The organism is Streptomyces sp. NPDC001157, from assembly GCF_053598255.1.
Window position 1 is genome coordinate 285,737 of sequence record NZ_JBSFJW010000008.1, and the last position, 24,961, is coordinate 310,697.

The 24,961-nt window shown below is 70.1% G+C and carries 24 protein-coding genes; 12 read left to right on the top strand and 12 right to left on the bottom strand.

Annotation, left to right across the window (positions count from 1 at the left end):
* Window positions 1–49: 49 nt before the first annotated feature.
* Window positions 50–997: a nuclear transport factor 2 family protein gene (locus ACWDAG_RS18050; protein ID WP_450696560.1), complete on the bottom strand. Its 948-nt coding sequence runs from the start codon at window positions 995–997 to the stop codon at window positions 50–52.
* Window positions 998–1,149: 152 nt separating this feature from the next.
* On the opposite strand from ACWDAG_RS18050, the gene ACWDAG_RS18055 reads away from it, so the two are divergent.
* Window positions 1,150–2,142, top strand: coding sequence for an aldo/keto reductase (locus ACWDAG_RS18055; RefSeq protein WP_450696561.1), 993 nt, complete (start codon window positions 1,150–1,152; stop codon window positions 2,140–2,142).
* Window positions 2,143–2,392: 250 nt separating this feature from the next.
* Here ACWDAG_RS18055 and thpR read toward each other — a convergent pair whose 3' ends face one another.
* Complete coding sequence (gene thpR, locus ACWDAG_RS18060) at window positions 2,393–2,965, bottom strand: RNA 2',3'-cyclic phosphodiesterase (protein WP_450696562.1); 573 nt, start codon at window positions 2,963–2,965, stop codon at window positions 2,393–2,395.
* A 110-nt stretch (window positions 2,966–3,075) separates the two neighbouring features.
* On the opposite strand from thpR, the gene ACWDAG_RS18065 reads away from it, so the two are divergent.
* On the top strand, window positions 3,076–3,663 hold the full coding sequence (locus ACWDAG_RS18065) for a Uma2 family endonuclease (RefSeq protein WP_450696563.1): 588 nt from the start codon (window positions 3,076–3,078) through the stop codon (window positions 3,661–3,663).
* 10 nt (window positions 3,664–3,673) lie between these two features.
* Here ACWDAG_RS18065 and ACWDAG_RS18070 read toward each other — a convergent pair whose 3' ends face one another.
* Window positions 3,674–5,032, bottom strand: a complete 1,359-nt coding sequence (locus ACWDAG_RS18070; RefSeq protein ID WP_450696564.1) for an MFS transporter — start codon at window positions 5,030–5,032, stop codon at window positions 3,674–3,676.
* A gap of 24 nt (window positions 5,033–5,056) precedes the next feature.
* Window positions 5,057–5,494 (bottom strand): MarR family winged helix-turn-helix transcriptional regulator, encoded by a 438-nt coding sequence (locus ACWDAG_RS18075; RefSeq protein ID WP_030941110.1) that lies wholly within the window; start codon window positions 5,492–5,494, stop codon window positions 5,057–5,059.
* Window positions 5,495–5,647: 153 nt separating this feature from the next.
* On the opposite strand from ACWDAG_RS18075, the gene ACWDAG_RS18080 reads away from it, so the two are divergent.
* Window positions 5,648–5,830, top strand: a complete 183-nt coding sequence (locus tag ACWDAG_RS18080; protein WP_115907461.1) for a ribbon-helix-helix protein, CopG family — start codon at window positions 5,648–5,650, stop codon at window positions 5,828–5,830.
* A 48-nt stretch (window positions 5,831–5,878) separates the two neighbouring features.
* Here the strand turns inward: ACWDAG_RS18080 and ACWDAG_RS18085 are convergent, their stop codons facing one another.
* The gene (locus ACWDAG_RS18085; RefSeq protein WP_450696565.1) at window positions 5,879–7,330 is read right to left on the bottom strand and encodes an NCS2 family permease; all 1,452 of its coding nucleotides are present in this window, start codon (window positions 7,328–7,330) and stop codon (window positions 5,879–5,881) included.
* A 111-nt stretch (window positions 7,331–7,441) separates the two neighbouring features.
* On the opposite strand from ACWDAG_RS18085, the gene ACWDAG_RS18090 reads away from it, so the two are divergent.
* Complete coding sequence (locus tag ACWDAG_RS18090; RefSeq protein WP_450696566.1) at window positions 7,442–7,726, top strand: DUF2530 domain-containing protein; 285 nt, start codon at window positions 7,442–7,444, stop codon at window positions 7,724–7,726.
* 230 nt (window positions 7,727–7,956) lie between these two features.
* Window positions 7,957–10,350, top strand: coding sequence for an HAD-IC family P-type ATPase (locus tag ACWDAG_RS18095; RefSeq protein WP_450696567.1), 2,394 nt, complete (start codon window positions 7,957–7,959; stop codon window positions 10,348–10,350).
* 3 nt (window positions 10,351–10,353) lie between these two features.
* On the opposite strand, the gene ACWDAG_RS18100 is transcribed toward ACWDAG_RS18095, so the two are convergent.
* Window positions 10,354–11,235: a hypothetical protein gene (locus ACWDAG_RS18100; protein WP_450696568.1), complete on the bottom strand. Its 882-nt coding sequence runs from the start codon at window positions 11,233–11,235 to the stop codon at window positions 10,354–10,356.
* Window positions 11,236–11,403: 168 nt separating this feature from the next.
* Between ACWDAG_RS18100 and ACWDAG_RS18105 the strand changes: the two genes are divergently transcribed.
* Together ACWDAG_RS18105 and ACWDAG_RS18110 are read left to right on the top strand one after the other, a co-directional pair.
* Entirely contained in the window at window positions 11,404–11,721 is a 318-nt protein-coding gene (locus ACWDAG_RS18105; protein WP_450696569.1) for a DUF7683 domain-containing protein, read from the top strand.
* Entirely contained in the window at window positions 11,718–12,074 is a 357-nt protein-coding gene (locus tag ACWDAG_RS18110; protein ID WP_450696570.1) for a DUF6086 family protein, read from the top strand. Before ACWDAG_RS18105 ends, ACWDAG_RS18110 begins: the two co-directional genes overlap by 4 nt.
* A 77-nt stretch (window positions 12,075–12,151) precedes the next feature.
* Here the strand turns inward: ACWDAG_RS18110 and ACWDAG_RS18115 are convergent, their stop codons facing one another.
* Together ACWDAG_RS18115 and ACWDAG_RS18120 are read right to left on the bottom strand one after the other, a co-directional pair.
* Window positions 12,152–15,295 carry a sacsin N-terminal ATP-binding-like domain-containing protein gene (locus ACWDAG_RS18115; RefSeq protein WP_450696571.1) on the bottom strand — a complete coding sequence of 1,048 codons (3,144 nt, stop codon included), beginning with the start codon at window positions 15,293–15,295 and terminating at the stop codon, window positions 12,152–12,154.
* 411 nt (window positions 15,296–15,706) lie between these two features.
* Complete coding sequence (locus tag ACWDAG_RS18120; RefSeq protein ID WP_450696572.1) at window positions 15,707–16,633, bottom strand: DUF3027 domain-containing protein; 927 nt, start codon at window positions 16,631–16,633, stop codon at window positions 15,707–15,709.
* A 345-nt stretch (window positions 16,634–16,978) separates the two neighbouring features.
* On the opposite strand from ACWDAG_RS18120, the gene ACWDAG_RS18125 reads away from it, so the two are divergent.
* From ACWDAG_RS18125 to ACWDAG_RS18140, 4 genes are all read left to right on the top strand, one after another.
* Window positions 16,979–18,403 carry an MFS transporter gene (locus ACWDAG_RS18125; RefSeq protein ID WP_450696573.1) on the top strand — a complete coding sequence of 475 codons (1,425 nt, stop codon included), beginning with the start codon at window positions 16,979–16,981 and terminating at the stop codon, window positions 18,401–18,403.
* Window positions 18,404–18,464: 61 nt separating this feature from the next.
* Window positions 18,465–18,956, top strand: coding sequence for a DUF2771 domain-containing protein (locus tag ACWDAG_RS18130; RefSeq protein WP_450696574.1), 492 nt, complete (start codon window positions 18,465–18,467; stop codon window positions 18,954–18,956).
* A gap of 29 nt (window positions 18,957–18,985) precedes the next feature.
* On the top strand, window positions 18,986–19,663 hold the full coding sequence (locus tag ACWDAG_RS18135; RefSeq protein WP_450696575.1) for a futalosine hydrolase: 678 nt from the start codon (window positions 18,986–18,988) through the stop codon (window positions 19,661–19,663).
* Window positions 19,653–20,519, top strand: coding sequence for a 1,4-dihydroxy-6-naphthoate synthase (locus tag ACWDAG_RS18140; RefSeq protein ID WP_450696576.1), 867 nt, complete (start codon window positions 19,653–19,655; stop codon window positions 20,517–20,519). Before ACWDAG_RS18135 ends, ACWDAG_RS18140 begins: the two co-directional genes overlap by 11 nt.
* 22 nt (window positions 20,520–20,541) lie before the next feature.
* On the opposite strand, the gene ACWDAG_RS18145 is transcribed toward ACWDAG_RS18140, so the two are convergent.
* Window positions 20,542–20,925 carry a cold-shock protein gene (locus ACWDAG_RS18145; protein ID WP_351478168.1) on the bottom strand — a complete coding sequence of 128 codons (384 nt, stop codon included), beginning with the start codon at window positions 20,923–20,925 and terminating at the stop codon, window positions 20,542–20,544.
* A 164-nt stretch (window positions 20,926–21,089) separates the two neighbouring features.
* On the opposite strand from ACWDAG_RS18145, the gene ACWDAG_RS18150 reads away from it, so the two are divergent.
* Window positions 21,090–21,338, top strand: a complete 249-nt coding sequence (locus tag ACWDAG_RS18150) for a hypothetical protein (RefSeq protein ID WP_030941140.1) — start codon at window positions 21,090–21,092, stop codon at window positions 21,336–21,338.
* On the opposite strand, the gene ACWDAG_RS18155 is transcribed toward ACWDAG_RS18150, so the two are convergent.
* The 3 genes from ACWDAG_RS18155 to ACWDAG_RS18165 form a co-directional block, all read right to left on the bottom strand.
* The gene (locus ACWDAG_RS18155; RefSeq protein ID WP_450696577.1) at window positions 21,317–21,949 is read right to left on the bottom strand and encodes an HAD family hydrolase; all 633 of its coding nucleotides are present in this window, start codon (window positions 21,947–21,949) and stop codon (window positions 21,317–21,319) included. The two genes, ACWDAG_RS18150 and ACWDAG_RS18155, sit on opposite strands and share 22 nt — an antisense overlap.
* A gap of 167 nt (window positions 21,950–22,116) precedes the next feature.
* Window positions 22,117–23,088 carry a hypothetical protein gene (locus tag ACWDAG_RS18160; protein ID WP_450696578.1) on the bottom strand — a complete coding sequence of 324 codons (972 nt, stop codon included), beginning with the start codon at window positions 23,086–23,088 and terminating at the stop codon, window positions 22,117–22,119.
* A 73-nt stretch (window positions 23,089–23,161) separates the two neighbouring features.
* Window positions 23,162–24,766: a PstS family phosphate ABC transporter substrate-binding protein gene (locus ACWDAG_RS18165; RefSeq protein WP_450696579.1), complete on the bottom strand. Its 1,605-nt coding sequence runs from the start codon at window positions 24,764–24,766 to the stop codon at window positions 23,162–23,164.
* Window positions 24,767–24,961: the final 195 nt, after the last annotated feature.

Sequence of the window (24,961 nt, forward strand, 5' to 3'; positions counted from 1 at the left end):
TGGAGCAAGTCGAGCTACAGCGGCGGCCAAGGGGGCGAGTGCCTCGAACCTAGAACATCCCGTTACCGTTCGCCGAGGTGGCCGGCACGTCCTGGATCACGTCCCAGTGCTCGACGATCTTCCCGCCCCGCACCCGGAACAGATCCACGATCGCCTGCCCCCGCTCCCCCGGCGCGTTCACGTAGTGGCTGTGGACGGCGACCAGGTCACCCTCGGCAATCACCCGCTTCGGCGAAACCGTCAGCTGCGGGAACTGCTTGAAGTACGCGCCCAGCCCTGACTTCACGCCGTCCACGCCATTCGCGATGTTCGGGTTGTGCTGGTCGTACTCGGGCCCCCAGTACCGGTCGATCGCCGACAGGTCCTTCTTCACCAGCAGTTGGTCGAACGCGGCCGTCACCAGCTTCTTGTTGCACTCCGTGACAGAGCCCGGCCCCGGCTGCTCCGTTCGCGGCCAACTCACCGTCGAGAACATGTCGTTGCCGTTGACGGACTTCTCCGGCACCGCCTGTCCCACATCCCAGTGCTCGGCGATCTTCCCGCCCTGGAAGCGGAAGATGTCGAAGACGGCGGAGCCCCGCGTGCCCGGCGTCAGGACGACGTTGGAGTGCACCAGGACGAGGTTGCCCTCGGAGATGACCCGCTTGATGTCGTACTCGGCGTCGGGGAACTGCTTGTGCACCGAGACGCCCAGGTTCTTCAGCGTCTCCGCCCCGTCCGGCGCGAGCGGGTTGTGCTGGATGTAGTCCGGCCGTACGAAACGGTCCACGACCTCGGTGTCGCCGCGCTCGAACACGCCCTTGAGGACACGGGCGGCAACGGCCTTCTGGTAACCGAGGCGGGCGGAATCACCGTAACCGGAGTACCCGGCGTAACCGGAGTGACCGACCGAGACAGTGTGCGGCGCAGCGACGGCAGGTACCGCAGCGGCACTCAGCACGGCGGCGGAGGCGACGAAGGCGACGAGCGCCCTGCGGACAGAGCTGGTGGGGGGCATGTGGCTCTCCGGAAATAGATATTGAAACTTCAAGCTCACGCTTCCCACAGGAAAGCACTAACCAGCAGTTAGCGTCAAGATCTCCGGGCATCCCCGGCGCATCCCCGAGCTCCCTTGCGTAGAGCGCACTCCAAGCCGTTGGCTAGATGGCCATGGAGTACACGCAGCTCGGACGCACCGGACTCAAGGTCAGCCGACTGGTCCTCGGCACGATGAACTTCGGACCGCAGACGGACGAGGCGGACAGCCACGCGATCATGGACGCGGCGCTGGACGCCGGCATCAACTTCTTCGACACCGCCAACGTGTACGGCTGGGGCGAGAACAAGGGCCGTACGGAAGAGATCATCGGCAACTGGTTCGCCAAGAGCGCGGCCCACCGCGACAAGGTCGTTCTGGCCACCAAGGTGTACGGCAACATGGCCCCCGACGGCGACACCTGGCCCAACCACGACAAGCTCTCCGCGCTCAACATCCGACGGGCCGTGGACGCCAGCCTGAAGCGGCTGCAGACGGACCACATCGACGTCTACCAGTTCCACCACGTCGACCGCCGCACCCCCTTCGAGGAGATCTGGCAGGCGATCGACGTCCTGGTCCAGCAGGGCAAGATCCTCTACGTCGGATCCTCCAACTTCCCCGGCTACAAGATCGCCCAGGCCAACGAGATCGCCGCCCGCCGCGGCGGCACCATCGGCCTGGTCAGCGAACAGTGCCTCTACAACCTCGCCGAACGCCGCGCCGAGATGGAGGTCATTCCGGCCGCGCAGGAGTACGGCCTCGGGGTCATCCCCTGGTCACCGCTGCACGGCGGCCTGCTCGGCGGTGTCATCAAGAAGGAGGTCGAGGGCGGGCGCCGGGCGAGCGGCCGGGCCGCGGACGCCCTCGCCAACACCACCGTCCGCGCCCAGATCCAGGCGTACGAGGACCTGCTCGACAAGCACGGCGTGGAACCGGGCGAGGCCGCCTTGGCCTGGCTCCTGACCCGCCCCGGCGTCACCGGCCCGATCGTCGGCCCGCGCACGGCCGAGCAGCTGGAGTCGGCGATCAGGGCGGCCGAGCTGGAGCTGAGCGACGAGCTCCTGTCCGGCCTCGACGAGATCTTCCCGGGCCCGGGCCCGTCCCCGGAGGCCTTCGCCTGGTAGCACCGCTGGCAGGAGCGCCCTTCAGGAGCGCCCTTGAGGGGCGGCGGGGCTGCATTCTCTGTGCGGCTCCGCCGCGTGGGCGCGACAAGCCGCATACGGCCCGCACCCGGCAACGAACGCGCAGTTCCCCGCCGCTCCCCCGCAAAGGCCCTACCTACCGAGGGCAGCCGCCAGCGCAACCACGACGAACAAAAGAACAAGCGCACCGGCCATGATCCGGTTCCGGGTCTTCGGGTCCACGCACCCGAGCCTAACCGGCGCCCCCGAGCGCCCAACGGGCGACCGCCTCGTAACGCGGCTGCTCCCCCGGCACCCCGGACCTCGGCAGGTTGCTCCGCACCAGTACCAGCTCGCCCACCGTCCACGTACGGCTCGTGAACTCCCCGAGGGCGGCGACATACGGCCGTACGTCCACCGCATCCCGACTCCGCGCCACCGTCAGATGCGCCTTGTACCGGCGGTGCTCCCCCATCGCCACCCCCGCCTTCCGCGCCGCGGCCTCCGCGCGATCGGCGAGCAGCCGCAGGGCCGGCAGTTCCCCCTCCGCGCCCACCCACAACGCCCGCCCGTGCCCGAACTGGCCCCCACCGCACACCGCCAGCCCGAAGGGCGGGGTCCGCCGTGCCGTCCGCTCCAGCCGGGCCGACAGCTCCGGGACGAGGTCGTCGTCGACCTCTCCGTAGAAGGCGAGCGTGAAGTGCCACCCCTCCCGTGCCGTCCAGCGCAGCGCCCCGGCGTCCGGCAGCTTCTTCAACTTCGCCACCTCAGCGGCGAGTTCGTCGACGACCCCCTCGGGGGGCAGCACCGCGGCGAAGAGTCTCATGAGGCCAGTGTGCACACCACGCCGCCAACCGGGCGTGTCCCGGTCACCGTGCGTATCGTTGTACTGCGCGGCTGTCCGTGACCGAGCGGCAGCCGGGGAGGAGCGCCACGATGTCCGTCCTTGACGACAGGATCGAGATGGCCGAGGAGTGCGGCGAGCTGACGCTGGACGTCCTGTTCGAGTGCCTTGAGAAGATGCCCATCCCCGAGGGTACGAAGATCGAGATCGTCGGGGGGAACATCTTCATGTCACCGCAGCGGCAGAACCACTGGGAGATCATCTTCGGTATCGCAGAGCAGTTGCGCGCCAAGTACCCCCGTAAGCGGTTGGCATCGGACGTGCGGATCGACTTCCCCGGGCATCTGAACGGCTTCGCCTGCGACCTGGCGGCGATGGCCGAGCGGTCGGTCAAGGACAGCAAGGGCCGTTGGCGCTACCAGGACGTCGAATTCGTGGCCGAGGTCGTCTCCAAGGACACGGCGGGCAACGACTACGGCCCGAAGAAGGACACCTATGCCGCAGCCGAAGTGCCGGTGTACCTGATCGTGGACCCCTACACCGGCGAGTGGCACCTGCACACCCTGCCGAAGGACGGCAAGTACCACAGCGAGGTCAGCTTCCCGTTCGGGGAGGACATCGACCTGACCGGCACCCCGGTAGGCCTGTTCCTCAAGACCGACGAGTTCCCCCGCGACTGACCCCGCCGCTCTACGCCACCGCCGCCAGCTCCTCCTGACGCTCCCGCGGCACGAACCGCACCTGCGGGTGGCCGTGGTTCCAGCCGACCGACAGCCGCAGGCCGCCGACCCGGGCCAGGATCACACCGATGGTGACGGCCGCCGCCGTGGCGATCGCGCCGCCCACGGCCAGGCCCGCCCGGACGCCGTACGCGTCCGTGATCCAGCCCGCGATGGGCGCTCCGATCGGGGATCCGCCGAGGAAGACCATCATGTAGAGGGCCATGACCCGGCCGCGCATGGCGGGGTCGGTGGCCATCTGGATGCTGGTGTTGGCGGTGACGTTGATCGTCATGCCGAACATGCCGATCGGGGCCATCAGCAGGGTGAACAGCCACAGCGAGGGGGCGGTCGCGGCCACGATCTCCATCGCGCCGAAGGCCACCGCCGCCGCGATCAGGACGCGCATACGGGCTGTACCGCGCCGCGCGGCGAGCAGGGCACCCGCCAGTGAACCGACCGCCATCAGCGTGTTGAAGAGGCTGTAGGAGCCGGCGCCCGCGTGGAAGACGTCGTCGGCGAAGGCCGAGAGGTAGACCGGGAAGTTGAAGCCGAAGGTGCCGATGAACCCGACCAGGACGATCGTCCAGATCAGGTCCGGGCGCCCGGCGACATAGTGGAGTCCCTCCCGCAACTGGCCCTTTCCGCGCGGTGCCCGCTCGACGACGTACAACTCGCGCGCCCGCATCAGCAGCAGACCGGCGATCGGGGCGACGAAGGACAGGCCGTTGAAGAGGAACGCCCAGCCGGTGCCCACGCCGGTGATCATCAGGCCGGCCACGGCGGGGCCGACCAGGCGGGCGGACTGGAAGTTCGCGGAGTTGAGACTCACCGCGTTCTGCAACTGGTCCGGCCCGACCATCTCGGAGACGAAGGACTGCCGGGCCGGGTTGTCGACGACCGTGGCGAGGCCTACGGCGAGAGCGGCGAGGTAGACATGCCAGACCTGAACGTGGCCGGAGAGGGTGAGCGCGGCGAGCGCGATACCGGTGACGGCCATCGAGGTCTGTGTGACGAGCAGCGTGCGGCGCTTGGGCAGGCGGTCGACGAGGACGCCGCCGTAGAGGCCGAGGAGCAGCATCGGCAGGAACTGCAGAGCCGTCGTGACGCCGACGGCCGTGGCGGAGCCGGTGAGGCTCAGGACCAGCCAGTCCTGGGCGATGCGCTGCATCCAGGTGCCTATGTTGGAGACGACCTGGCCCATGAAGAACAGGCGGTAGTTCCTGACCTTCAGCGAGCTGAACATCGAGGACTTGCGGGAAGGCGGGGGTGGAACGGGGGTAGTAGGTGTCGGTGCGGGGGCGGAATCTGCTCCGGGTCCCGTACTCAAAAGGGTTCGCCTCCTCGGTGTGGCTTACAGGTGTGCGAGCTTCTCCAGCACGGGGGCGGCGGCGCGCAGTTTCGCCCACTCGTCCTCGTCGAGGCCGTCGACCAGGTTGGCCAGGAACGCGTTCCGCTTGGCGCGGCTCTCCGCGAGCATGGCCTCGGCCTGCTCGGTCTTGGTGACGACCTTCTGGCGCCGGTCCTCGGGGTGAGGCTCCAGCCGGACCAGCCCCTTGGCCTCGAGCAGCGCGACGATGCGGGTCATCGACGGCGGCTGCACGTGCTCCTTGCGGGCGAGCTCGCCCGGTGTGGCGCTACCGCAGTTGGAAAGGGTGCCCAGCACCGACATCTCGGTGGGGCTGAGCGACTCGTCGACCCGCTGGTGCTTGAGCCGACGGGACAGCCGCATGACAGCTGAGCGCAGGGAGTTCACGGCGGCAGCGTCGTCGCCATGGCTGAGGTCCGACATGTATTTAGAGTAACTCATTACTCTCGCTAAGGACCAGGTTCGACGCCCCGAATGCCCGTGACACGCGCCACTGACTCGGAACATCACTCATATGGGTGATCGAGACGCGGAACGTGACACGCCGCGCCGAAGGGTGCCGCGACCCTCGTAGGCATGGGGACCAGCGTGCTCAGCCTGCGGATAGACGGAGAGCTGCTCGAACGGCTCCGGCACCACGCCGCGAAACGAGGAATGAGCGTCCAGGACTATGTCGTCCGGACGCTCATTCGGGATGACTTCGACGAGCGCTTCCAGTCCGCCGTGGAGGAGACCGAGAGGTTCTACGGGGTCACGTGAGACCGAGAGGTTCTACGGCGTCACGTGAGGCCGAGCGGTTCTACGGCGTCACGTGAGGCCGAGCGCGGGCATCAAGTAGTAGAAGCCGAACACCGCCGCGACCACGTACATCGCCACCGGGACCTCCCGGCCGCGGCCGGCCGCCAGGCGCAGCACCGCGAAGGTGATGAAGCCCATGCCGATGCCGTTGGTGATCGAGTAGGTGAACGGCATCATCACCATCGTCACGAAGGCGGGGACGGCGATCGTGTAGTCGGCCCAGTCGATCTCCTTGACCGAGCCGGCCAGGATCAGGAAGCCCACCGCGAGCAGGGCCGGGGTGGCCGCCTGGGACGGCACCATCGTGGCGACGGGGGTCAGGAACAGGGCGATCGCGAACAGTCCGCCGGTGACGATGTTCGCGAAGCCCGTACGGGCTCCCTCGCCGACGCCTGCCGTGGACTCCACGAACGCGGTGGTGGCCGAGGAGGAGCTGGCGCCGCCGGTCGCGACCGCGAGGCCGTCGATGAACAGGACCTTGTTGATGCCCGGCATATAGCCCTGCGCGTCGGTCAGCTTGGCCTCGTCGCTGACGCCCATGATCGTGCCCATCGCGTCGAAGAAGCACGACAGCAGCACGGTGAAGACGAAGAGGATGCCGGTCAGCACGCCGACGTGGGAGAAGCCGCCGAACAGGCTGACCTTGCCGATCAGGCCGAAGTCCGGGGTGGCGACCGGATTGCCGGGCCACTTGGGCGTGGTGAGGCCCCAGGTGGGGATCTTCGCGACGGAGTTGATGATCACCGCGAGGACGGTCATCGTGACGATCGAGATCAGGATCGCGCCGGAGACCTTGCGCACGATCAGCGCGAGGGTGAGCAGGGCGCCCAGGATGAAGACCAGGACCGGCCAGCCGTTGAGGTGGCCGTCGGCGCCGAGCTGGAGCGGGACGGTGGTGTGGGCGGCGTCCGGGATCCGGGAGACGAAGCCGGAGTCCACCAGGCCGATCAGCATGATGAACAGGCCGATGCCGATGGAGATCGCCTTGCGCAGGCTGTAGGGCACGGCGTTCATGACGCGCTCGCGCAGTCCGGTGGCGACCAGCAGCATCACGATGAAGCCGGCCAGGACCACCATGCCCATGGCGTCCGGCCAGGACATCCGGGGGGCGAGCTGGAGCGCGACGACCGAGTTCACACCCAGACCGGCGGCGAGCGCGATCGGCACGTTGCCGACGACCCCCATGAGGAGGGTGGTGAACGCCGCCGTCACGGCCGTCGCCGTGACCAGCTGGCCGTTGTCGAGCTGGTGCCCGTACATGTCCTTCGCGCTGCCCAGGATGATCGGGTTCAGCACGATGATGTAGGCCATCGCGAAGAAGGTGGCGAAACCGCCGCGGATCTCGCGCGGCAGGGTGCTGCCACGCTCGGAGATCTTGAAGTAGCGGTCGACGGCGCCGGAGGCGGGCGCCTTCCCCGACTGTTCGGGGGTGGGGACCTTGGCGGGGGCCGAGGTGGACATTGGAGGTTCCTACGAGCAGAAGTGGACGTGCGCAAACGGTTTCAGTATGAACATATGACTCCGGTGGCGCTATCTCCGCGCGTAGACCCGTCCGCCTCGTAAGCTGTGCGCATGGCGAAGTGGACCCCCCAGCACGAGGCGCCGGAGCCCCTTGAGGGCCCCGTGGTCGCCACCATCACCGGCGGCACGATCCTCTGGTTCGTCCTCTTCCTGGTGCAGCTCCCGTTCTACGGCTGGTTCGACGACCACGGGCACCTGTGGTGGCTGTGGACCTGCCTGGCCGGAGGCGTGCTCGGGCTCTACGGCGTCTGGTTCGTCAGGAAGCGGGACGCGGCGATCAAGCGGGCCGCTGCCGCGGAGTCGGCGTTGGCGGAGCGGGCGGCGTCGGCCGAATAGGCACCCGGCAGTCGTGCGGGCCGTGCTGGGGCTGCGCCCCCAGACCCCTGCTTCGGCCTGAACGGCCTCGTCCTCAAACGCCGGACCGGCTGAGTGGTGCCGACCAGGGCTGAATGGTGCCGACGGGCTGAGAAGTACCTACAACCACCGCACGAGTTCGCTCCTCCCCAGGTCGGATCTTCCGGGCACTCGGCGGGTGAAGCCGTAAATCCGCACGTACCGTCGAATGCATGACGCACATCGACGCGGGCGCGGAGCTCGACCCTGTGCATCCCGTACCTGTTCCGGTGACGGCGCGGGGACTGACCGCGGCCGAGGTGGCCGAGCGGGTCTCGCGGGGGCAGGTCAACGACGTTCCGGTGCGCAGCAGCCGGTCGATGGGCGAGATCGTCCGGGCGAACGTCTTCACGCGGTTCAACGCGATCATCGGCGTGCTCTGGCTGATCATGCTGTTCGTCGCACCGTTCCAGGACAGCCTGTTCGGGTACGTGATCATCGCCAACACCGGAATCGGCATCATCCAGGAGTGGCGCGCGAAGAAGACCCTCGACTCGCTCGCGGTGATCGGGGAGGCGCGGCCCACGGTGCGGCGGGACGGGGCGGCCGGCGCGATCAGCACGTCGGAGATCGTCCTTGACGACCTGATCGAGATCGGGCCGGGGGACAAGGCCGTGGTCGACGGGGTGTGCGTCGAGGCCGACGGGCTGGAGATCGACGAGTCGCTGCTCACCGGCGAGGCCGACCCGGTGGTCAAGAAACCCGGCGACCAGGTCATGTCGGGCAGCTTCGTGGTGGCCGGCGGGGGCGCCTTCAAGGCCACCAAGGTGGGCCGTGAGGCCTACGCCGCCCAGCTCGCCGAGGAGGCCTCCCGCTTCACCCTGGTCCACTCCGAGCTGCGCACCGGTATCTCGACGATCCTCAAGTACGTGACGTGGATGATGATCCCGACCGCCCTCGGCCTGGTCGTCAGCCAGCTGGTGGTGAAGCAGCACGGCTTCAAGGACTCGGTCGCACGGACGGTGGGCGGCATCGTCCCGATGGTCCCGGAGGGGCTGGTGCTGCTGACGTCGGTCGCCTTCGCGATAGGCGTCATACGACTTGGCCGAAAACAGTGCCTCGTCCAGGAGCTCCCCGCCATCGAGGGCCTCGCCCGCATCGACACCGTCTGCCTCGACAAGACCGGCACCCTCACCGAGGGCGGCATGGACGTCACCGAGCTCAGGCCTCTGCAGGGCGCCGACGAGTCGTACGTACGCAAGGTCCTCGGCGCCCTCGGCGAGTCCGACCCGCGGCCCAACGCCTCCCTCCAGGCGATCATCGACGCCTACCCGGACGTCGAGGACTGGCGCTGCACGGAGTCCCTGCCCTTTTCCTCCGCCCGCAAGTACAGCGGCGCCACCTTCAGCGAGGGCAACGGCGAGTCGAGTACATGGCTGCTGGGGGCGCCCGACGTGCTGCTGGCCGCCGGTGATCCGGCCCTCAAGGAGACCGGGCGGCTCAACGAGCAGGGCCTACGGGTGCTGCTGCTCGCCCGGGCCGGCCGCGACCTGGACGACCCCGAGCCCGCGAACGGAGCGAGGCCCACCGCACTCGTCGTCCTCGAACAGCGGCTGCGCCCCGACGCGGCGGACACCCTGCGCTACTTCGCCGACCAGGATGTCCGCGCCAAGGTCATCTCCGGCGACAACGCCGTGTCGGTCGGCGCGGTGGCCGCCAAGCTGGGGCTGACCGGCACGACCGTGGACGCCCGGCACCTGCCCTCCGAACAGGAGGAGATGGCGAAGTCCCTGGACAAGGGCACGGTCTTCGGACGGGTCACCCCGCAGCAGAAGCGCGACATGGTGGGCGCCCTGCAGTCCCGCGGGCACACGGTCGCGATGACCGGCGACGGCGTGAACGACGTACTGGCGTTGAAGGACGCCGACATCGGCGTGTCGATGGGCTCCGGGTCCGAGGCCACCCGGGCCGTGGCCCAGATCGTGCTGCTGAACAACAGCTTCGCGACACTGCCCTCGGTGGTCGCGGAGGGCCGGCGGGTCATCGGCAACATCACGCGGGTCGCGACCCTGTTCCTCGTGAAGACGGTCTACTCGGTGCTGCTGGCGGTGCTGGTGGTGTGCTGGCAGGTGGAATATCCCTTCCTGCCCCGCCATCTGACGCTGCTCTCCACCCTGACGATCGGCATCCCCGCCTTCTTCCTCGCCCTGGCGCCCAACAAGGAACGGGCGAAACCCCACTTCGTACGTCGGGTGATGCGGTACTCGATCCCGGGCGGGGTGGTGGCCGCGGTGGCGACCTTCGTGACGTATCTGATGGCACGTCACTACTACACCGGGCCGGGCCAGTTGGACGCGGAGACCAGCGCGGCGACCCTTACGTTGTTCCTGATCTCCATGTGGGTTCTGGCGATCATCGCCCGCCCCTACACCTGGTGGCGGATCGCCCTGGTGGCCTCGATGGGCGTGGCGTTCCTCTTCGTGCTGATCGTGCCGTGGCTCCAGCACTTCTTCGCGCTGAAGCTGGTCGGCGAGACGATGCCGTGGGTGGCGGTCGGCATCGCGGCGGTGGCGGCGGTCGCCCTGGAGGTGCTGTGGAAGTGGGTCGACCGCCGCTTTCCTGCTTAGCGCTTACTGAACGTCGACGAAGTCACCGGTGGCGTTGACCGCCGGGGTGGTCGTGGTGCCCGCGAAGGAGTAGCGGTAGTAACCGTCGACCGTGGCCGTGGTCGTCGTCCTCAGGTCACCCGTGGTGCTCGTCTTGATGGTCTTCAGCGTGGTGTAGGTGCTGGAGCCCTTCTTGCGGAACTGCAGCTTCACCGGCTGGGTGCTGTAGCCGTGGTACTTGTTGTCCTCCCAGTTGGCGCGGGAGAGCTTGCCGGTGACCGTGATGGTCTTGCCCTTCTTCACGGGCTCCGGCGAGGCGTTGACCGTCAGCGTGGAGTTGCGCTGGACGAGGGTGGTGCCGAGGTCGCCCTGCACGGAGTGGTCCCCGGTGCTGTACTGCAGCGCGATGGCGCCGGCCGTCCACTTGCCCGCGTCCGAGTTGAGGAGATCGCCGGCGGTGCCTTCCTCGTTCTGCGGGAAGATGTCGATGTTGCCCTTGCAGCTGGCGGTGGTGGCCGAGGTGGCCGTGCAGGTGGCGGGCAGCTCGCCGCCGAGCACGTTCCCGGCGCCGAAGGAGCTGCCCTTGTAGATGACGGGGCCGCTGTCGAAGTCGCTGGAGTTGATGTCGTAGTTCGCCCCGTGGGTCAGCGTGTAGGTGACCGTGGTGGCGACGTGGTTCGTGGTGCCGACCTTGACCGCCGCGGCGATCTTGAGGTTGGAGAAGGTGACACCCAGGTCCGCGGCGGCGGCCTCGCTGCTGAACGCGGTCTTGCCGGTGTGCGCGGCGAAAATCTTCGCGGCCTCCGTCTTGTACGACGGGGCGTCGGCGGCGTGTGCGGCCGGAAGCGCGAAGGCGGAAAGGGCCAGGGCGCCGGAGACGGCAGCCACGGTGGCACGTATGCGCATGTGTTCCCCAGTTGGAGAAAGTGATCGTGGAGCCTGTTGGCTCACGGGGTGAGATCCGTGAAGGTTGTGCAAGGTTGTACGACTGACGCGGATTTTTGTTCGGTCATTACGAAGCTCTTGCGAGCACGGAGATGCGGCCGCCTGCGCAGCATCCTGGAAGGAGACGCCATGAGACTTCTCGTCGCGCGCTACGCCAAGGACGAGGACACACCGGAATCGGTCACAGACGTCTCGTCCGTGGGTGCCGACGCCTTCGCGGCGCTGCTGGCGCTTCCCGCGGCTCGCCTCATCGATGTGTATCCGCTGCAGCCGGAGCACGTGGACGGCTTCCGTCATCTGACCGGCATGGCCCTCGACTTGGACCGCTTCGAGTACTTCCTTGAGGTGGAAGCGGACTGCTCGGTCCTGACGGGCCTCGACGTCGGCACTGTTCCCCGGCATGAGGCTCCAGGGCTGCCAGGAACCGAGAGGGAGATCGCAGGTTGAGTTACCCCTTCGAGCACGGCGACCAGACGCTCTGGGACGCGGGGTACCACAGCGGGCAGCTGTACTTCGCGCTCGCCCGGGGAGCGGCCGAGTTCCTCGATGTGCCGTCCGGTCTGACGCCTACCCACGCGGGTGGCTGCGAGGTGGATCCGGCGGCATTCTCGGCCTTCACTGCGCGGTTGTACGAGTTCTGTGCCTCGACCCACAGCAGTGTGCTGCACAGCCTCGCGGACGGTCTGCTGGTTACCTCACTCGCCCTGGTGGAGAGGGTGGGTGGCGCGATCGCCCTCCGGCCGGAGCACGAGGCGTCCTTGCGGGAAAAGATGACGGTCCTCGCACGTTCCATGGCGTAGTGCACCGCTGCGCGACGTGGAACGGCCCGGCTCGATGGGTACCCCGGTGCCCCGGGGTACCCATCGTCCGGCAAAAGTCAGTCGAACCACCGGTCCCGAGCCAGTTCCTCCGTCCGCGACGGATCCTCCAGCAGTGCCGCCACCTCGAAGCGGCGGGGCCACTGACCGGCTGCCCAGGCGAGGCCGGCGGCGACGCCCTCCAGGGTGGCCGCGTGCAGGACCCCGTCCGCCGTGAGGCGCCAGTCCAGCTCCACGCCGTCGACGACGAGTTCCTCGTGTTCGACGTAGGTGGCGGGGGTACCGGCCCCCAGCAGGACCCGTACCGACTCCGGTACGTCGTGTTCCGTGCCCTCGGAGGTGACTTCTCCCGTCACGGATTCGCTCAGGCGCCGCACCTGGAACAGTTCAGCCAGCTCGGCCGCCCGGGCGGGACGGACGGGCAACAACGGGACACCCTCCGTAAATGGCAGCAGGTCCGGGGAGTCGACGACCACCGCTTCCGCTGCGTCCACCACCTCGACCCGGCCGTCCACCACGGCCCGCAGCTCGTCGGGCAGGGTCACCTGCTCGGGGTCCAGGTCGGCCAACGCACCGTAGAGGGCGTGCAGTTGGGCTCCGCTGACCACACGGTCCGGGTCGGCGAGGCGGTCCAGGAGTTCCGCGGCGCCGCCCGGCTCGTCCAGCAGGGCCGACACCGACGTCCGTACGCCGAGCGCGCGCAGTACCTGTTCGTCGTCGAAGCCGGTCGCGTCGGCCTCGTCGTACAGGCCGCGCAGCAAGGGGTCTCCGCCGGACGCCAGCAGGCCTGCCGGGCGGCGGCCGTCGAGGACCGGGTGGCCGCGCAGCCACCAGGCCGTGTAGGGCCGTACGACTTCGTGCGTGCCGTCGGGGAGCAGGATCCGCACCGGCTGGGTGAGGGCGTCGCGCAGGGGTGGCTGGGCGAGCAGGGCGAGGGCCTGGGGCCACTTGTCGTCGTCGACCAGGTCCAGGTCCCGTACGGCGACCAGTTCGGTGGCGACCGGCGGTACGGGCGTGTCCGGGAAGCGGTCGAGGACGTCCTCGCTCCACACGTCCACGGCGTCCAGCAGCCCCGCGTCGTCGGGTTCGGCGTAGTCGCCTTCGCGCGGCTCCAGTTCGTCGGGGTCGAGGACGACGTCCGTGGCCCGTACGAGCGCGAAGTTGGCGAGCACGCCGCAGGCAGCCAATGGCTGTTCGCCCCACTTGTCCGCCAACTCGGCATCCACGGTGGCGAGTTCGCCTTCCCTGATGACCTGGTGGAAGGGGCTGCCGGGGAAGACGAGTTCGCCTGCGGGGGCGAGTTCGCCGTCCTCGTCGGGGAGGGCGAGGGCGCCGAGCCACGGTTCGTCGCCCGGCTCCAGACCGGCGTCCCGGACGAGCGCGAGGATCGTGTCGGCCAGCTCCTCGGCGTCGGGCGCGTCCTGCTCCCAGTCGAGTGCGCCCTCGTCGTCGAGGGAGGCGGCTACGGCAGCCCGTACCTGGGGAGTGGTGAGGACGGCGCGGGGTGTCGCCGGGAGGGCGCCGAGCTTCTCCAGAAGGGGGTGGGCGGCGTCCGGATGGGCGACCTTCAGTCCGAGCCGGGCGAGCACCTCGGGGTCGATGCGTGCGGCGTCGGCGGTGGGAAGGAGCACCTGGCGGGGGCCGATGGTGGTACGGCCGTCGGCGAGCGGCACGGGCAGCCCGGAGAGGCGGTCCGGGTCGACGCCGGCGAGGCTGTCGTAGAGCCGCCGCCACCAGCCGGGCTCCTTCTCAAGACCGGCGAGGCGGTCGACCGCGTCGGTGAGCGGGACCCGGGCGACGCCCAACGTCCGCAGTTCCACGCGCCGTTCGAGCCCGGCGGGCAGGAGGGTCGGGAGCACCTCGGCGAGGACCTGCACCGTGTCGTGGCCCGCGCCCTCGACGATCTCGGCGTCGCGGGGGCGGAGGGACTCGGGCAGGTCGGGGTCGTGGTCGTGGCCCTGATCCTTGCCGGGCTCGGCGGCGGGCGGCAGGAAGGACGTCCGCGGGAGCCGTTCGAGGATCGCCTGCCGCAGCGCGCCGTCCAGCTCGCCCTGGCCCAGCGGGCCCGGCACGAGATCGATGATGCCCCCGGTCACCGGGCGCCAGTCGGCGAGGAGTTCGGCGTACGCGTCCGCCGCGCGCTGCACGAGGAAGTCGGTGAGGGGGCCGGGGGCCGCGTGCCGGCGGGTGGTGTCGAGGGGGAAGGAGGCGATGAGGAGGGCGGGGACGCCGAGGGGCTCGTCGCTGGGGGTGGGGGCGTGGACGACGGCGCTGGTGCGGGGGCGGGCGGGGGCGCTGTCGGTGGGGTTGACGGGGACGGCCCAGGTGAGGGACCAGTGCGGGCGGAGGCGTTCCTCCACGGGGCGGCCGGCGAGCAGGTCGGGGGTGAGGGGGCCGTGGGCGGCGGACGTACGCCAGTGGGTGGTGCCGGTGCGGGAGTCGTCCACGACGGTGAAGGAGCCGTTGGTGCGGCGGCTGAGCGTGCGCGGGCTGTCGCCGTTGATCTCGACGACGACTTCTTCGAGGCCCGGGAGGGCGAGGAGGAGTGCGTCGTCGACGGCGCCGAGGAGGCGTTCGGCGAGGTCGGTGGCGGCGGTGTCGCGCAGCGGGAGGATGACGGCGGTGTCGTACGGGTCCGGGGCGGTGCCCTCGGCGGCGAAGGGGAGCCTGAGGAGCGGGACGTGGCCGTCCCGTCGCCGGATCTCGTCGCCCAGTCCCGGACTGTGCCGTGCCGTGTCGGCGGCCAGTTCCCGGGCCTCGGCGAGGGACCAGCGGACGCCGCCGTGGCGGCCGACCAGGGCGGGTTCGTCGGTGACGGCGAGGACGGCGGCGAAGCCGACGCCGAAGCGGCCGACCGCCGTGTCGTGGGCGTCGCGTTTGGCGGAGGCGCGGAGGGTGGACAGCGACTCGACGCCGGTCGCGTCCAGGGGGGCGCCGGTGTTGGCGGCGACGAGGACGCCGTCGCGGAGGGTGAGGCGGAGGCGGCCGGGGACGGCTGCGCGGGCTGCGGCGTCGGCGGCGTTCTGGGCGAGCTCGACGACGAGGCGGTCGCGGTAGCCGCCGAGGACAAGGTCCTCCTCTGCGTTGGCGTCCTCGCGGAAGCGGGCGGGGCTGGTGGCCCAGGCGTCGAGTACGCCTCGCCTGAGGCGGGCGGTTCCGAAGGGGTCAGCGCCCTCGGGTGCAGGCCGCACGAACTTGCTCACGTTGGCTCTCCTCATCGGCCCTCATCGGCGTGAGCTCGAAGGTACCGCGAGTTGTTCTCCGCCCCCGCCGCCCCTACCCGTCCCCAGGGGCTGCCGCCCCTTCGACCCCACCAGGGGCTCCGCCCCTGCACCCCGTCTCGGGGCTCCGCCCCTGCACCCCGATCGGCCTGAACGGCCTCGTCCTCAAACGCCGGACGGGCTGAAAGATGCCGACCCGCGCCGAAAATCCCGCCCGGGGCCCGCCCCAGGCGGGTGGGTGGGGGATCGGGATGGCGAGAAGTTCCTCAAAGCCGCACGAGCTGAAAGATGCGCACCGGCCGGTGAAAACCAGCCCGTCCGGCGTTTGAGGACGAGGCCCCTTCAGGGCCGACGGGGGTCTGGGGGCGGAGCCCCCAGCAGGTGCCCGCCGGGTTACGAGTGACCCAGGTCCGCGGCTTCCCCGTCGGAGACGGCCGGTACGGACCCCGAGTCCGGCGCGGGCCGCAGCGGGAACGGGTCCACCCGGGTCTCGTCGATCACCGGGGGAGCCGGCTGCGGCGGCTTGGGCATGACCGCCGCCTCGGAGTGGCCCCCGCAGCCGTAGGCCAGGGAGACCACGTGGCCGTCGGCCGGGGAGAACTCGTTGGCGCAGACGCCGAAGGCCTGGCCCAGGGAGCCGCCGATCGGCTGGAGGAAGCCGCAGCTGACGCAGGACGCCGGTGCCGCCTGGGCCATCGGCGTCTTCGCGCCGTACGACTCCTCCCAGCGGTCCGCGGCGACATGCAGGCCGTAACGGGACAGGACCCGGGCGCGGCGCATGCCGAGTTCCTCGGCGACCGACGCGATGGAGCCGCGGGTCGGGACGACGGGAAGGTTCGCGGGGGCGCCCGCCGTGACCTCCGCGTCCTCCGCCTCCACCAGTTCCGCCATCTCCTCGGAGACGGGCGAGTCCGGCGACGGCTCGTCCTCGCCGGAGTAGCCGGGCTCCAGGCGCAGGTCCTCGGCGTCCGTGGGGAGGAGATCCCCCGGGCCCATGTCGCCGGGGCGCAGGCGCTCGCTCCACGGCACCCACTCCGGGGCCAGCAGGGCGTCCGGGCCGGGGAGGAGGACCACCTCGTCGAGCGTGACGAACTTGGCGCGGGAGGCGCGGGCGACGGTCACGGCCCAGCGCCAGCCGCGGTACCCGAGTTCCTTGCACTCGAAGAAGTGCGTGACAACGCGGTCGCCCTCGGACTCCAGCCCGACATGCTCGCCGACCACGCCTGGCGCGGCCGCCTCCTCCGCGGCGGCGCGGGCGAGGTCGACGGCCTCGGCACACAGGCGGTCGGGGGTGCGGCTTCGCGTTGTCGCTGCGCTCACAGGTATCGCTTCTCTCCTACGCCGTCACTCGGGTGCGCCGGCCTGAAGGCGGTTGGGAGCGGACGGAGCGGACCGAAGGACCGCGTCGACGTCCACGCCCGATCGCACTCGGGCGCACCTCATGCATCCATTCTGCGGGATGTTTGAGAGGCGCGCGGCCGAGAACGTTCGCCACGACGCGCTACGCACGCTACCTTCTCCCGACCCGTCGGCCTACACCGACGGGAGGTTTCCCCCCGCGGGCCCGGCAACTATCTGGCATGCACCTGGGAAAAGCAGAGGAACTACGCGCCCATACGCGCGGTAACCGCACTACACACAGGTTTCTCGGGGCACTATGACGGAGTGGCAGCCGCAAGGACGCCCCAAGGAACCACCGGGGCCGGTGGGATCAAGGGCAGCAGTCGTGGTGGCGGTTCGGGCCGGCTCGGCGGGTCCGTCCGCGCGGTCGGCCGTGCGCTGCACTTCCCGGTGACCGGAACGGCCCGCGGGATCAGAAAGGCCACGCATGCGCACGGCGCCGGTGAGTCCGGGCTCGGCAAGCTGATCGAACTGCACGCGGTGAACGGCGCGGGCGATGTCATGGTCACCGTCGCTCTCGCCTCCACCGTCTTCTTCTCCGTGCCGACGGACGAGGCGCGGGGGCGGGTCGCGCTCTACCTCGCCATCACGATGGCGCCCTTCACCGTCCTCGCCCCCGTCATCGGCCCGCTCCTCGACCGGCTCCCGCACGGCCGCCGCGCCGCGATGGCGGGCTCGATGCTCGCCCGCGCACTGCTGGCACTGATCATCGCCGGGGCCGTCGCCGGCGGCAGCCTGGAGCTGTATCCGGCGGCGCTGGGCGTGCTGGTCGCGTCGAAGGCGTACGGGGTGGTGCGCAGCGCGGTCGTGCCTCGGCTGCTGCCACCCAAGTTCTCCCTGGTGAAGGCCAACTCCCGGGTCACGCTCGGCGGTCTCCTCGCCACCGGTGTCGCGGCACCGATCGGGGCGGGGCTGCATGCCATCGGTCCGCGCTGGCCGCTGTACGGCGCCTTCGTGATCTACATCTGGGGCATGTTCCTGTCCTTCAGCCTGGCGCCGAAGGTCGACTCGGCCAAGGGCGAGGACACGGCGCTGCTCGCCGCGGACGCGCAGCATCTGCACGGGCCGCACCTCAAGCCGGTCAAGAAGCCGGGTCTGAGAACCGTCGGTATCGCGGTCACCCACGCGCTCGGCGCCAACGCGGCCCTGCGCTGGCTGTCCGGGTTCTTGACCTTCTTCCTCGCCTTCCTGCTGCGCGAGCATCCCCTGACCGGGGAGAGCGCGGCGGTGTCGCTGGGTCTGGTGGCCGTCTCGGCGGGCGCGGGCAACGCGCTCGGTACGGCGGTCGGGGCGTGGCTGCGGCAGCGGGCGCCGGAGATCATCGTCGTGACGGTGCTGCCGATCGTGCTCGGCGTGGCGATCACGGCCGCGATCTTCTTCGGCGCGTTCCTGGTGGCGTGCCTGGCCGCGTTCGCCGGGTTCTCGCAGGCTCTGGCCAAGCTGGCGCTGGACGCGCTGATCCAGCGGGACGTGCCGGAGACGGTGCGCCCGTCGGCGTTCGCGCGTTCCGAGACCATGCTGCAGATGGCCTGGGTACTGGGCGGCGCGATCGGCATCGTGATGCCGCTCAACGGCCCTGCGGGGCTGTCTTTGGCCGCCGCGGTGATCGCCCTGGGCTGGCTCACCACCGTCCGCGGGCTGCTCGGCTCGGCCCGGCACGGGGGCGCGGCGAAGCCTCGCGTGGCGTAACACAGGGGCACGCCGCCCCCCAGGTAAAGAGAGCGTCGGACACGCCCTATAGCCTTCGCCCATGACCTCGATGCAATCCGATGCTGTGCGACGCCGCCGCGCCGTCGCCGCCGCCGGCGCCGTTTCCGCCGGACTGCTCGTCCTGTCGGCGTGCGACAAGCCGACGCCGCTGTCCACCATCACGGTCGGCCGCTCCTCCGTCAGCTCGGAGGCCACCTGCGGCGGCGAGGGCAAGACCCTGCAGACCGCGGACCTGGGGAAGTGCCTGAAGGACAAGGACATCAAGTCCATCAAGGTCGACCCCGACGACACCGTCCGCTTCGGCGTCGACCCCAAGATCGCCGACAAGCGGTGGACGATCCTGATGAACGGTCAGCCCCTGACCGAGGACAGCGACAAGACCTACCGCACCATCCCGGGCAGCGTCTTCTTCAACGCCCAGTACGGCGCCCAGGGCAAGTCCACCCTGGTCACCATCAAGGCGGGCGACGGCAAGAAGGGCGGCAGCGCGGTCACCGGCCTGTGGTCCTTCAAGCTCGAGAAGAACGACTGACCCCGCCTGCCGAGACCAACGGGTCCTTCGTGTCTTCCGTACGTGTCCTCGTGGCCACCGCGGTTCCCGTCGAGCGGGACGCGGTGGCCCGGGCGTTCACGGGAGACGGTCCCTTCACGGTCGACGTGATCGCCGCCGGTGTGGGTCCGGCGCTCGCCGCGGCCTCCACCGCGACCGCCCTCACGACCGCCACCCTGAGCGGCACCCCCTACGACCTCGTGGTCTCCGCCGGAATCGCCGGCGGTTTCCAGCCCGAGGCCCCCGTCGGCTCCCTCGTGATCGCCGACGAGATCACCGCGGCCGACCTGGGCGCCGAGACGGCAGACGGCTTCGTCCCCGTGACGGAACTCGGCTTCGGGACCGTCACCCGTCGTCCGCCGGAAGCACTCGTACGAGACCTCGCGGCCGCGACCGGGGCCCGCACCGGCACCGTGCTCACCGTCTCCACCGTCACCGGCACCGCCGAGCGCGCCGCCGCCCTGCGCGCCCGCCACCCCCGTGCCCTCGCCGAGGCCATGGAGGGCTTCGGGGTGGCCGAGGCGGCCGCCGCGCACGGCGTGCCGGTGCTGGAGATACGCGCGGTCTCCAACCCGGTCGGCCCACGCGACCGCGCCGCCTGGCGCGTCGGCGACGCCCTGACGGCACTGACGGAGGCCTTCGGGAAGCTTGCGCCCGTACTGGAGAGTTGGAACCAGCATGACCAGTGAGCCCGTACACCCCGCACAGCAGCACCTGCAGATCGCGTACTCCCCCTGTCCGAACGACACCTTCGTCTTCGACGCCCTCGCCCACGGCCGCGTCCCCGGCGCGCTGGCGCTCGACGTCACCTTCGCGGACATCGACATCACCAACGGCATGGCCGAGCGCGGTGAGTTCGATGTGCTGAAGGTGTCGTACGCCGTGCTGCCGTACGTCCTCGACGAGTACGCGCTGCTGCCGTGCGGGGGTGCGCTGGGGCGGGGCTGCGGCCCGCTGGTGCTCACGCGTGAGCCCGGGGATCTGACGGGCCGTACCGTCGCCGTGCCGAGCGAGAAGTCGACGGCGTATCTGCTGTTCCGGCTCTGGGCGGCGGACACGGTCCCCGGCGGGGTCGGCGAGATCGTGGTCATGCCCTTCCACGAGATCATGCCCGCCGTGCGGGACGGGAAGGTCGACGCGGGGCTCGTCATCCACGAGGCGCGCTTCACGTACCAGAACTACGGCCTGCACAAGCTCGCCGACATGGGCGAGCACTGGGAGGACACGACCGGGCTGCCGATCCCGCTGGGCGCGATCATCGCCAAGCGGTCGCTGGGGGCGGAGACGCTGACGGGGCTCGCCGAGTCGATCCGGTCGTCCGTACGGGCCGCCTGGGACGAGCCCGAGGTCTCCCGCCCGTATGTCATGGAGCACGCCCAGGAGATGGACCCGGCGGTCGCCGACCAGCACATCGGCCTGTACGTCAACGAGTTCACCCACGACCTGGGGGTGGACGGCTACGCAGCCGTACGCGGGCTCCTCACACGTGCGGCGGCCGAGGGGCTGTTGCCGCCCCTCGGCCCGGATGCGCTCGAATTCCCGTAGTGGATACGGGGGTTGTTCGCGGTTATACGTCCAGCTGGTCGGCGACCGCGCGCAGCAGGCCCGCGATCTTCTTGCCGGAGGCCCTGTCGGGGTAGCGGCCCTTCTCGAGCATCGGGGTGATGTTCTCCAGGAGGGTCGTCAGGTCCTGGACGATGGAGGCCAGTTCGTCCGGCTTCTTGCGGGTGGCAGCCGCCACCGAGGGGGTCGGGTCCAGGACGGTGACCGAAAGTGCCTGGTCGCCGCGCTGGCCGGCGACCACACCGAACTCCACTCGCTGTCCCGGCTTGAGGCTCTCGACTCCGGCGGGGAGGACCGAGGAATGGACGAAGACGTCGCCGCCGTCGTCGCGGGAGAGAAAGCCGAAGCCCTTCTCGCTGTTGAACCACTTGACCTTGCCGGTAGGCACGTCTGTCCTCGTCCTCGTACTCGTCGGAAAACTGCTTCGGAAACGGCTCTTGATAGCACTCGGGCGGGTCGTCGCGGACCCGCCGGTACCAAGGCTAATGGTCTTCAGGCCGGTGACAAGACGTCGCCGGGTTGTTCCTTCGCGCAGGGAACTACCCTGGTCCGGTGCGTGACAAAACCCAAACGAATTCCGCCGAGCCCGGTGACCGACTGATCCGTGCCGGTGCCATCGTGTTCTTCCTCGGTGCCCTGGCCACACTCGTCACAGTGGCTCCGCTGTTCCTCCACGCGAAGCCATTTCCGACGTACATGTTCGGACTGAGCATGCTCATGGGGGTCGGCTTCCTGATCGCCGGCGCCGGAGTGCTGCGGTCGATCGCGGCGGGCCGCCGTCAGGCGCGCGCCGGGCGGTAGTCCGCGAGCCAGCCGGGGAACTCCGTGAGGTCCCCGAGCACCACGTCCGCCCCGGCCGCGCTCAGCTCCTGCGTGCTGCACGGTCCGGTCGCCACGGCCACCGACAGCGCGTCCGCCTTGCGCGCCCCGCGTACGTCGCCGATGTGGTCGCCGACGTAGATCCCGGCGCCGTGCTCGCGCAGCGCCTCCGCCTTCTGCTCGGCCCACAGGTCGCCGACGACCTCGTCGGGGTGGATGCCGAGGTGTTCCAGGTGCAGTTTGGCGTTCGGCTCGTACTTGGCCGTCACGACGATCGCGCGTCCGCCGGCCGCCTGTACGGCGGCGATGGCCTCACGGGCGCCCGGCATCGCGGGGGTCGCGGCGATGGCGATCGTCGGGTACATCGAGCGGTAGAGGTCGGCCATCTCCGCCAGCTGCTCCTGGGGGAACCAGTTGATCAGTTCCTCGGCGAGGGGTGGTCCGAGGCGGGTGATGGCCAGGTCGGCGTCGATGTATGTCCCGGTGCGCTCGGACAGTGCGAGGTAGCAGGCATGGATGCCTGGGCGGGAGTCGATGAGGGTCATGTCGAGGTCGAAGCCGACGGTGGGCGGGGGCGGGGTTGTTTGGGCCATGTGGGTCATTGTGCCCAGTGACTCGGTCCCAACCGTTGCCTGGCGGCTGCGGGTAGGTGGGGGTTGATCGCGCCCACGCGGCGGAGCCGCATATCGATACAGCCCCACGCCCCTTCAAGCCGCTTCTGTGGGCGCCAAGCGATGAACCGCACCGATGCCGACGCCGCTCAAAGCCGCCTCTGTGAGCGCCAGGTGATGAAGAGGGCCGACAGCAGCGCCGCGCCCCGTACCACCCACGGCCATGTCTCCGCGATCGCCTCGTTCATGTGGCCCTGGGGTATGGGGGTGCCCCAGCGGCCGGTGTTTCTGCCCCAGAGCCAGACGAGGCCGGCTGTGACGGCGAGGGTGGGCATGCCGATGACCGCCCACTTGGACTCGTTGCGGGTGAGGCGGCGGGAGGCGTAGGCGATGAGCCAGCCGAGCAGCAGGGCGAACCAGTTGCCGAGGATCGCGCCGACGACGAGCAGACCGGCGGCGATCAGCAGGAGCGGGTTGCTCCAGCCGCCGGCCGGGAGCGCGAGGCGGCGACGCGGGGCGGGGGCCTCGGGTGCGGCCTCCTCCTCGGCCTCCGGGGCCTGCTCGACGGCCGGTGGCGGCTCCTTCTCGAGTTCCTTCGGGCGCGGCGGCCTGAGCAGGTCCGGGATCTCCACGCCGCCGGTGAATCCGGGGACGCTCTCGCCGAAGGGCGTGCTGTCGACCCGCCACCAGTCGGGCCGGGTCGCGCTGTTGCCGAGTTCCTCGGCGCTAGCCATGTGCGGTGGGGAGGGGGCGGTCGTGTCGGGCCGCGCCGGCTCCGCGGGGCGGGGGCGCGGTACGACCCGGCGCAGGCTCTTCGGCAGGCGCCTGCTGTCGTCCGGCTCGTCGTCCCGTTGCACCGGGACCTGGGTGGGGGTCGACTGCGGTGCCGAGGCGTTGCCGCCCGCCGCGGCGACGACCTCGTCGGGGGTGCCGAGCCGGGAGAGGATGCGGCGTACCGCGGCGGGGCTGTCCACGGTGGCCTTCGCCCGGCGCCGGTCGATCTCGTTACGCAGCTCCGACACCAGGCGCATGCGTGCGGCCGACGGCAGTTGCCGCTGCTGCGCCACGTCGCCGACGCGGCTCAGATACTCGTAGACGACCTTGTCGCTCTCGATACCCACGAAGTCCCCTTTGGGGTGGGTGCGTTGGATTTCCCGTGGTGCTTCCCGTGACGACGGTAGCGCAGGCCGCGGTTCACGTCGGTCGGCACACCAGCGGGTATCGCGTCTCCGAGCAGGGGCGGTTGCCGTACGCACGCAGGACGTCCTTGCCGCCCTGGTCGGTGAGGTAGCGCAGGAAGGCGGCGGCGACGGAGTCGGCGGGCGGTTCGCCGTAGGTGTAGGCGTACTCGGTCTGCCAGTACGGGTAGGTGCCGTTCTCGACGCCGTCGAGGGTGGGCGGCATGTCGTCGATGCGGAGCTTGACGAGACGGCCGGAGGTCACGCTGCTGACCTCGCTGTAGCCGAGGGCGCCCGGGATGGCGGCCGTGCGGTCCAGCAGGTCGTCGGTGCTGTCGGCCTCGCAGACGCCGGGCTTGTTGCGGTTCAGGGCGGTGCAGTCGTTCACGTCGGCCTCGGGGACGGGCCGGCCCTTGAGGACGCGCTTCTCCAGGGCGTTGCGGGTGCCGGAGTTGCGGTAGCGGTCGACGAGATGGACGGGGAGGTCGGCGCCGCCCACCTCGGACCAGTTGGTGATCTTCCTGGCGTAGATGTCGCGGACCTGCTGCAGGGACAGGTTGCGGACCTTGGCATCCTCGTTGACGACGAGCGTGAACAGTGTGTACGCGACCGGGCGCGGCAGGATCTGGGGGTGGTTGCCCTCCGCCGGGCCGTCGGCGAAGGCGATGTGGTCGCGGAGTCCTGCCTCGCCCGAGATCCCGGCGGCCGCGCCGGTCTTCTCCAGCGCGGCGACGCCGTTCCCGCTGCCCTGGAAGGTGCCGACGTCGACGGGGATCCGCGCGCCCTTGGCCGCGCACAGCTTCATGTACTCGTCGGCGGCGGCCTTCACCGCGGGTGCGAAGGCGGTGGAGCCGCCGAGGTGGAGGGTGCCGCCGACGCAGTCCAGCGGTGCGGGCTCGTCCCGTACGAACAGGGTCAGGCCCGCCTGGACCATGACGGCCAGGGCCAGCAGGACGATGCCGAACCAGGCCGGCCGGGAGGCGAAGACATGGCTCTCGGTCCTGGCCACCTTGAACCGGAAGAACCGCAGCACCGGGTCGAACCAGCGTCGGCGGCCGCCGACGGCACCGCGGAAGACGGGCTTCGGGAAGGGCTCCCTGCCCTGGTCGTCGGGCCAGCGCTCCAGCACCACCAGCACCTTGTACTCGGCCCGCACCGGGAGCTTCACCTTCGGCAGCCGGATGACGCCCTGCCGTTCGGGCAGATGGTTGTCGTGGCCGAAGCCCGGCACGGCCTGGTTGTCCCGGATGAAGGAGTCGCGCAGTTCCTCCTGGCTCAGCTCGGTGACCACCAGGGCCGCGACCTGGCGCTCCCGGAAGGTGACCCGTATGCCGCACGGGTCGCTGTCGGGGGTGAGGTAGTCGCCCTCCTCGATCGGGGCGGTGCCTGCGTTCTCGATCCGCAGCAGGACGAACGAGGGGTCCTTCAGGGTGTGTCCGTCCTGCTGCATGTCCCGCAGCACTCCGGCGTACGGCGACTGGGTCGCGTCCGCGGCGAGCGTGTCCATCTGCACGCGGTAGCCGAGCCGCTTGCGCCCGACGACGGCGAACTCCCACAGGAACGCCGCGAACGGGAAGCCGACGCTGATGAGCGCAACCCACTTGTCGAAGTCGAGGTTCACCCCGGGCCCCCAGTTCCCCCGTGTTCCGCCGAACGCCCAATCGCCCGTAACTGCAGTGCAGTTGACAGGGAGCCCAGGGTGACCAGTGGGTGCCGGGTGGGGCCAGGGTTCCCGCAATCGTCCTGCTGAAGTTCATCCGTAGGTCAACTGCGAAACGTCCCGTTAGCCAATCCAGCCCGTCCGGCGTGCAGGGAC

What these genes read in the sequence shown, in the direction of transcription:
- ACWDAG_RS18140 (WP_450696576.1), top strand. Translation starts at nt 19,653, where the DNA reads ATGACCAGTGAGCCCGTACACCCCGCACAGCAGCACCTGCAGATCGCG.
- ACWDAG_RS18155 (WP_450696577.1), bottom strand. Translation starts at nt 21,949, where the DNA reads ATGGCCCAAACAACCCCGCCCCCGCCCACCGTCGGCTTCGACCTCGAC.
- ACWDAG_RS18090 (WP_450696566.1), top strand. Translation starts at nt 7,442, where the DNA reads ATGGCGAAGTGGACCCCCCAGCACGAGGCGCCGGAGCCCCTTGAGGGC.
- ACWDAG_RS18075 (WP_030941110.1), bottom strand. Translation starts at nt 5,494, where the DNA reads ATGTCGGACCTCAGCCATGGCGACGACGCTGCCGCCGTGAACTCCCTG.
- ACWDAG_RS18065 (WP_450696563.1), top strand. Translation starts at nt 3,076, where the DNA reads ATGTCCGTCCTTGACGACAGGATCGAGATGGCCGAGGAGTGCGGCGAG.
- ACWDAG_RS18100 (WP_450696568.1), bottom strand. Translation starts at nt 11,235, where the DNA reads ATGCGCATACGTGCCACCGTGGCTGCCGTCTCCGGCGCCCTGGCCCTT.
- ACWDAG_RS18080 (WP_115907461.1), top strand. Translation starts at nt 5,648, where the DNA reads ATGGGGACCAGCGTGCTCAGCCTGCGGATAGACGGAGAGCTGCTCGAA.
- ACWDAG_RS18105 (WP_450696569.1), top strand. Translation starts at nt 11,404, where the DNA reads ATGAGACTTCTCGTCGCGCGCTACGCCAAGGACGAGGACACACCGGAA.
- ACWDAG_RS18055 (WP_450696561.1), top strand. Translation starts at nt 1,150, where the DNA reads ATGGAGTACACGCAGCTCGGACGCACCGGACTCAAGGTCAGCCGACTG.
- ACWDAG_RS18085 (WP_450696565.1), bottom strand. Translation starts at nt 7,330, where the DNA reads ATGTCCACCTCGGCCCCCGCCAAGGTCCCCACCCCCGAACAGTCGGGG.
- thpR (WP_450696562.1), bottom strand. Translation starts at nt 2,965, where the DNA reads ATGAGACTCTTCGCCGCGGTGCTGCCCCCCGAGGGGGTCGTCGACGAA.
- ACWDAG_RS18130 (WP_450696574.1), top strand. Translation starts at nt 18,465, where the DNA reads ATGACCTCGATGCAATCCGATGCTGTGCGACGCCGCCGCGCCGTCGCC.
- ACWDAG_RS18095 (WP_450696567.1), top strand. Translation starts at nt 7,957, where the DNA reads ATGACGCACATCGACGCGGGCGCGGAGCTCGACCCTGTGCATCCCGTA.
- ACWDAG_RS18050 (WP_450696560.1), bottom strand. Translation starts at nt 997, where the DNA reads ATGCCCCCCACCAGCTCTGTCCGCAGGGCGCTCGTCGCCTTCGTCGCC.